General features: G+C 30.8%; 2 protein-coding genes. Both read left to right on the forward strand.

Going from position 1 to position 3,350, the window contains the following annotated elements; genetic code table 11:
- Positions 1 to 283: 283 nt before the first annotated feature.
- A complete protein-coding gene (locus AO843_RS23660; protein WP_054613495.1) occupies positions 284 to 1,558 on the forward strand; it encodes a DUF4365 domain-containing protein in 1,275 nt (424 codons plus the stop codon).
- Between the two features lie 160 nt (positions 1,559 to 1,718).
- Positions 1,719 to 2,906, forward strand: a complete 1,188-nt coding sequence (locus tag AO843_RS23665; protein ID WP_054613496.1) for a hypothetical protein — start codon at positions 1,719 to 1,721, stop codon at positions 2,904 to 2,906.
- Positions 2,907 to 3,350: the final 444 nt, after the last annotated feature.

Genomic DNA, 3,350 nt, shown 5'->3' on the forward strand with positions numbered 1-3,350 from the left:
AAAAATTAAGCATTTCAGTAGTAGTTAAGTTGAGTGAATTAGCAATTGAAGTAAGGCTTTCATCACCGTTTTCAAAACGAGTAATCGCATCTATTTTCTTTTCAAGAGTAATTCCTGCCATAAAAAAGGCACCTCCAAATGTTAGAGTCGTGTCTAACATTTGGGGTGCAGATCAAATAAGGGTAAGCGCTCATTTTTCATTAAAGGGCCTATTGAGGAATGAATAATTGTAAAATTTCGGGGTTTTTGAAATAATTGTTATTAAATGAAAGGGGAGGGTTAGATGAGGTCTTTGAATGATCAATACAACATAAATGAGGGTAAATCAATTAGATTTTTTGAAGGTGTTATTGAGGACTATGGCTGGAAGTATAGAAGGCAAGAGAAGGATAATGATATTGATGGTGAGATAGAGGTTTTCTCTGAGGAAGGGGAAACTACTGCCAAAATCATTAAGGTACAATTAAAAGCCACTACTAACTTAGAGTATAAAGAAAACTCAGTAACATTTAGCGCACCAGTAAAGTTCCTGAACTTTTGTGATGTATGTGATATTCCAACTATTTTAGTAGTTTACGATGTTGACCAAGATAGAGGTTTTTGGTTATGGACTCAACAATATATTTCTCAAACTTTAGATAACTTTAACGCTAGGTGGCGAGGCAACACTTCAAAAGTTACTATTCATATACCTTTAGCCAATGAAGTTTTAGAAGAAGAGAAGTTTTATAGTGAGTTAAAGAACATATCTGATACGGGAATTAATATGATTCAACAATTAAGGAAGAGAGACACTAGCGAATATTACTTTACAATATTAGAAGAGATAGGTTCCTCTAATACTTTACATAAAAGGGTAAGCTCTAAAATCTACATAGAACGCTCTTTCGCCACCTCAAGGGATTCAATGATAGAACTCATTAAGAAAATTAATCAAAAATTCAGGGATAATTATTATGATAGAGGAGTCTGGGAAGGTAAAGAAAACTTCTCTGAACCAGATTATATATGGCTTTATTTCTATGATGACCTAATACAATTTGAATATGGACTTCCATTTTGCAGAACTGAATGGGTGAAAGGAGAGGAAAGTTCTTTTTTGTTACTGAAAGATAGTGATAAAACACAACTGATACAAGAAGAAAATATAAGAGTGAGCTGGGAACATAACAGACCATTAAATGAATACTTAATAAGAAATACAACTTCTAAAAATGATTATTTAAAACAAGTACTAAATACTATTTCCTTCACTCTTGAAGAACTTAAAATTCTTAATGTATATTTTCAGGAGGAAGATAAATCAAATTTTTATAATCGTATTAGTGAGAAACATAAAGACTATACCAGCAAATACTTATTGCTAAGCGATATACTTCCACCATTTGAATGTAAAACCTTACATGAGGAACTTACTGATGCATTGGGTGATATAGATAATTTAGCCATAGTGATTAATAATGGACAAGATAATGAACAATATATCTCTAATCACTATGTTTCTGCGTTTTTCTCTCATATGATTACTCTAAATAAGGAAATTGAAAAGTTAAGGTAATCCAAGGTATTTTGATGAAGTTATGGCTATTGTGGATCTGCACACGTAGAAAATGAACAAACTTTATTTTATAGCTACAATAAAATAGGAGAATTGACTGTTTTCGCTCTTAAAAGCAACCTGCTGCTTTTAAAATTTAATCATTAAGGGGAACTAAGTGATGGACTTTTTTGAAAAACAAGAAAAAAGAAATTTAATACCACTAGAAATACCAGGTAAAAAAGACTATTTTATTGATTTGTTGCAGCTTGAAAATAGCTTTGTAAGTAGGATTGATGTTTTTCAAATAGCTAATACTTTTTTTATGGAATCGGTGCAATTAATTACAAATGCTATATCATTATTTGAGAAAGGATATTTTGATAGCGCTTATTACTCTTTAAGACAATCACTTGAAACCGCACTTACAATGGTCTATTTATCGGATCTTCAAGGAGATAAAAGAGAAGAAGAACTCCTGAAATGGAAGGAAAAGAGTAAATTTCCGATGTATAAGGGTATGATTGATTTATTAGAAAAGCAAATGGCAATATTTTCGAATGTAAAAGAAACTATGACCGATTATTTTGATGAAATGGAACAAACTAAAAAACACCTCAATAAATATGTTCATAAGCAAGGATTTAATACTTTTTATGTTTCTAGAAACCATTTTATTAATAAAGAAAGAAATCAAACTCTTATAATTGAAGAGTTTGAATCTTTCTTAGAACAATGTATCAGTGCAATAACAGTATTTAGATTGTGTATTGATCCTTTACCTGTATTATTAATGGATGAAGAAATTTATTCACGAACAGAAGAATTTATGTCAGATGCTTTTTCAAGCGAATTTATTGAAAAATACGTTGGCATCAAAAACATAGAGAAATATAAACTAACAAATATTTATAAAAATGCTTATGACTATTTTATAAAATTTGAAAAAAGACTACCTGCGATTTTAGATGTTACGAAAAGTAGATATATTGATAAACAAAAAATAGATGGAATTTTATCACAGGCACATATACTAAAAAATACAGAAATACAAGCAGTTGTAATAGCCATGATGTCGGAAAAGGTCACAAGGATAATGCTCTCTGATTTCATTTTAGAGTCTTTTTTTACAAACACGAAGTCAGTTAGGGAAGGTTTGGGTTTATCTTCGGAGAAATATTTGGAGTTGCGAAATCGAAATAAGCCTGTATTAAACTCACCTATAGACAATGCATTTATAAGTACTATAAATGTAGGAGAGGATAATTTCTTCATAGAGCATAATCAACAGTTTGATATTGAAGAATTTGAGGAATTTCAAACCAAGGCGAGAAATAAATTTAATGAGATTGTAACCCCGGTAAAATAAGTGACTTGGTTATGGAAACATGATAGCTTTAGTATATGCTGTCCAATTCCGCAAACCGGAACTTAATCGATTCAGAATGTTACATTTATATTATTCACAAAAAGGGCTCGATTGTTTAATAAGCATCCTGTTCTTCTAACGGGGCGATTCTTCAATAAGCGCAGTCGCTTCCCAAGCATATAATCAAAAGGAGATTACTCATTTAATTTGAGCAGTTTCCTTTTTTATTTATCTAAACACCAACTGCATAAAAAATTAATCTATAACCTTTAAAATTTCATCAATAGTGTTTATTATCGTTTTAATTTTTTGTTCAGATTGGGAGGAACTATTTTAATAGTTCCTCTCAGACTGTAGACAAAAGCCATCGAGAAGTTCACTCTCGATGACTTTTGTCATTTTTCTTTCTCTTTCATTTTCAATATTTGGTAAATCACTGCCGAA

It is taken from the genome of Lysinibacillus sp. ZYM-1 (assembly GCF_001308875.1).
Lineage (GTDB): Bacteria > Bacillota > Bacilli > Bacillales_A > Planococcaceae > Lysinibacillus.